The organism is Candidatus Trichorickettsia mobilis, from assembly GCF_034366785.1.
GTDB lineage: Bacteria > Pseudomonadota > Alphaproteobacteria > Rickettsiales > Rickettsiaceae > Trichorickettsia > Trichorickettsia mobilis_A.
This window is the reverse complement of the sequence record NZ_CP112959.1, coordinates 1-4,113: the sequence shown is the minus strand read 5'-3', so window position 1 is coordinate 4,113 and position 4,113 is coordinate 1. Positions and strand designations below refer to the sequence as shown.

Here is a 4,113-nt window from a genome sequence, read left to right as displayed (position 1 = left end):
ATCCCCTGATTAGCTCAAACGCCGTCTTACTATCGTGACTTACGGCAATAACGGTAGGAAAAGCAGTAATACCGAGGCGCTCTATTAACTCTTGAGACGTGACGGTCTTAAAATGCTCGTGTTTACTGCCCTGGTTACTGACCGCATCGATATGAAACCCATAAATCTCTCCGAAGTTTTTAAGTACCGGCGATAGAAGTGCGCAATATTTACAAGAATCGCTAAAGAATAATACTAGATCAAAGTCTTTAGCTAACTCCTTGATCTTCTGCATATCTTGTTCTTCCTGCATAGCTCTTTTTGCTTTTACGCCGTGGACGTTAACGGGATTATTGATTAAATCGCGCTGCTCGGGGTAGAGAAAATTTGCCGTATCCCAAGCTTCGTGTAAGCTATCTGCTTGATCCCACATTTGTTTTTCTTTATCTCGGTAAGCTTTGACATTTTGAGGGGTCGGACGTGCCAACATCATGAATTTTAGATCTTCAAGTTCACGGGCAAATTGCTCGATTTCTGCTTTTGCTTGCTCAGGGCTAATATCGGAATTTTGCTCTGAATTTAGCTCGGACGTTTTCTTTTCTACCGTCAGCGGTTTATTTTCAAACCAAAACCAACCGCGATAGCGTTCCTCAAAGAAGCCTTGACCTAGAACGATGCTAGGCAAAACCAGTAATATTAAGCTAGTTACAATCTTGATCATATTTAGTAATTACCTCTACTTATGTCTTGTTCAAGCTTGTTGACCGACTTATAAAGATCAGAGTAAATCTGAAATAATCTCAGATATTCCGGATACCAAAGATTTACCTCCAGTGTTCGCCCGACCATATATAAATTGCCGTTGCTAGTAAAATTATTGACTCTGATTTGATCTTCTGCGATTTTAGTGCTGCGATAATTGTCCGCAGTATTTTTCGCGCCAATCATTTGCTGCTTTAGGTAATATAATTCATTTTCTTTCGCTAACTTTCTTTGTTTTCTTAGTTCTTCCTGCCTTAAGATCTCCCGCCGTCTCTCTTCTTCTATACGTTTTAACTCAGCCAACCTAGCTTCCTCCTGTTTGCGTTTCAATTCCGCTATTCTTCTCTCTTCTTCTAGCCTTTGTCTCTCAAGAGCAAGTAATCGTTCCCTCTCACGTCTCTCTGCTTCAAGTCTTGCTAAACGCTCTTTTTCTATACGCTCCGCCTCTAATCTTTTTTCCTCTTGCGCTTCCCATGAATCATCCTTAACATCGGCATTCCAGCCGGCCATATTATTCTTTTTATTATTTGGATTACCGTCGTATTTTCTAACATTAGGTAGTGATGAGTTAACTCTGGCACTGATGTCTCCTACTTTCGGTATTTTCATTCGCTTTAAAATATCGATAAAAAACTCACTAAAATCCATTTTGTCAAAATCCAGCTGCATGATCTCTGCAAGCGTTAATCCTCTACAATCCGGCTTACCGTTATTATTAAATAACTGATCTACATGCTTTGAAGGAAATAACTGTTTTCTACCCTCAACCTGAATCACTTTATTAAGCAAACTCCCGAAGCAGCAGTAATGATGTTTAACTACCGTGGTTATCCCCATCATCTGTTTGTTCTCTTTACAAGCATATTTACAGAGATTTTTCTGACGCTTATCGACTAAATCTATTTCATCCTTGGTACATTTTGCTCCCAAGTTTTTACCCCATCCTTTTAAACTAGTAGAACAGCAATTAGTATAAGAGGTAGCCTTCTTGCTACAACTCTGAGCAAAGCCCGCAAATAGTTTAAAATTAAGATCAAGCGCACCCTTCATTTGACTTACCGCATATAATTTGGATACCGAATCCATCATGTCGCCGTCGGTTAAATAACTTTTATCGACGCAGTTACCGTCAATACAAGGCACGCCCTTACATACAAGCCTGTCTTTGCCTTCTTTTGCTACAAGCCCGGTTCTAACCATTTCTTTATCTATGGTTACCGGCTCCCAGCTTTTACAAGAAAACTCTTTTGCAGATTAACGCAGTTGCCGTAATTATCTCGAAGCAAGCACGGTAAATACGCTACCGCATAACAATGACTGAAATTTCGACAATCATCTCGGCTCGGATAGTTACAGGTTTTATAATACGTCCACTCCCAACAATCTTTAGTAACGGAAAATCCGTCGACGATTCTTGCACCGCTACTTACGCAAGTTTTTACGGCGTCGGAACATGAATAGCTTGAAGTGAAACGATTACCCGCCTCGGCATGATTAATAATTTGAATAGCTAAAACGATGATTGTTATTATGAAACTTATAAATTTTCTCATTGCAATCTACATACCTCATTCCAGTCTTCGCTCCATACTTCACAAACGGGATAAGTATCGCGATAATAGTAGGTAAACTCATACTGATCCCATGCAACACGCCATCTGCAACCTACGGGATTAATAGAACTACCGTCGTCTACGCCTCTACCGCCCGGCGGAAAGCCTACATCTTCCCTGATCTGCTCTAGCTGTACGCCGAGCTTATTAGCAAGATAAAGACGGGCATCGGCAATGATCAACTCGGGATTATTTCTCCAAGGCGAATCAATCTGGTATTCACCGAAGCCCTGCGGGTGATAAGGAGTAATATGCCATCCCCATCTTTTGTACTTCCATTTAACCGCATAACCCCAGTGCATCTTTTCATTGTGAAGCGCATGTCCCGGTAATTTAATGGTTTTATGTTGCCACTCACCGTATCTTAAGCCCGTTTTTGCACATTTTAAGGTTACCGTATCGTTGCAGTTATAACGATTGCGTAGCTCTTCGCAGATATGCTGATTGTAAATAGTGTCCTTAAAATGTTCTTTTTCAATCTCAATACGATATTCAGGCTCTAGCTCCTTGTCGCCTTTAACGGTTTTGCAATCAATATCAAGATCGCGCAAACCCTCAATCAAACGAGACATCAGTCTTTTATTAGCATCCGCAATTTTATCGACATCTCTCTTATGGTTAAGAATCTTAGGGTCGGTATAATCAATCTCTAACGAATCGTAATAACTATTTTCCTCCTTAGCTCGCTCGATTTGCCCTCTACTTTCTAAGCTATTGGCGTTAATAGAATTTAGCTCGGACGTTTTATTTTCTAATGCACTTTCATTTGCACCGAGTTCTCGTAACCCCGCTTTGTTACCGACACCGCTTTCCGCTTGTTTCTTTGAATTTTCAAGGAATTGATCTAAGCCTTGCCTATCTTCTATTTCTTGGTTAAAAAGCGTACTGATATCGTTTTTATTAGTCTGGTGTCTATTACCTTGAGCTTTAGTACTTGCGACCACGATAATCAGCATTAAAGCAATGCTTAAAACCGAATTTATGCTTAAGCAACTGCCTCTTAATCTTATCCGTGCTACAAATTTACTTAAGATACTAATCATTTAGATACCTCAAAGCCTCCGTCGCTAATTCTCCCGATCTACTAAACTCCTCTAGAGAATATTTAACACCGACGTTACCGACCATTTTGTCGAACTTAAAAATAGCGGTCTGATTCGGATGATATTCAGAATCGGCGGATAATACGATAGCAGGCACCGATACGACTTTGAATTTTTCGTACGCTTCATCGTCTATTTGTATGTCGGCGGCAATTTCTCGCAAGTCGCCGCTCTTTCCCGTTAAATCTATAACAAGCTTTGTTAATTCTTTGAAACTCCCCTGCGGCAAGCCTTTAAATACCAACACTCCGCCGTATTTATTTGCTTCACGTAAATAATTTTTAAGTAAGGGTTTCGGCATCGAAGTGCTAACAAAGATATAAAGTCCTGAAAATTGTCTTTTATTGTCTCCGTCACCGTTAGATTGAATACCTGCACTTATTTCTAATTGTTCTTGCTCATTAAATTTCTCTTTTAAATTTTGCCATACCGCATCAATACTATTATTACTTAAATCGGTAGCCCATTTAACGTCTTCTCTAGATGCACCGTAAAAAGCATCGCGCAAGTCGCTCTTATTACATACGGCGTTATCGCATGCTACCGCTAGTCTTACCGAAGCAAGGCTTAAAATTAGTAAAACGATAATCTTTAAACTAAAAGGCACAGCAATTTCTCTTTCTAAAAATTAAATAACCCCAGTCTTGCCCATCGTA

General features: G+C 40.0%; 5 protein-coding genes. All 5 read right to left on the bottom strand.

Features of this window, described 5'->3' with window-relative positions; all coding sequences use genetic code 11:
- Positions 1–700, bottom strand: a 700-nt coding sequence (gene traF, locus Trichorick_RS09140) for a conjugal transfer protein TraF (RefSeq protein ID WP_323739339.1), incomplete at its 3' end; no start/stop codon positions are given.
- 2 nt (positions 701–702) lie between these two features.
- Entirely contained in the window at positions 703–1,941 is a 1,239-nt protein-coding gene (gene traN, locus Trichorick_RS09135; protein ID WP_323739338.1) for a conjugal transfer protein TraN, read from the bottom strand.
- Between the two features lie 14 nt (positions 1,942–1,955).
- On the bottom strand, positions 1,956–2,294 hold the full coding sequence (traN, locus tag Trichorick_RS09400) for a conjugal transfer protein TraN (RefSeq protein ID WP_410250278.1): 339 nt from the start codon (positions 2,292–2,294) through the stop codon (positions 1,956–1,958).
- A complete protein-coding gene (locus Trichorick_RS09130; protein WP_323739337.1) occupies positions 2,291–3,397 on the bottom strand; it encodes a hypothetical protein in 1,107 nt (368 codons plus the stop codon). The genes traN (Trichorick_RS09400) and Trichorick_RS09130 overlap by 4 nt, the downstream gene beginning before the upstream one ends.
- Positions 3,390–4,064, bottom strand: coding sequence for a type-F conjugative transfer system pilin assembly protein TrbC (gene trbC / locus Trichorick_RS09125; protein ID WP_323739336.1), 675 nt, complete (start codon positions 4,062–4,064; stop codon positions 3,390–3,392). Before trbC ends, Trichorick_RS09130 begins: the two co-directional genes overlap by 8 nt.
- Between the last annotated feature and the right edge of the window lie 49 nt (positions 4,065–4,113).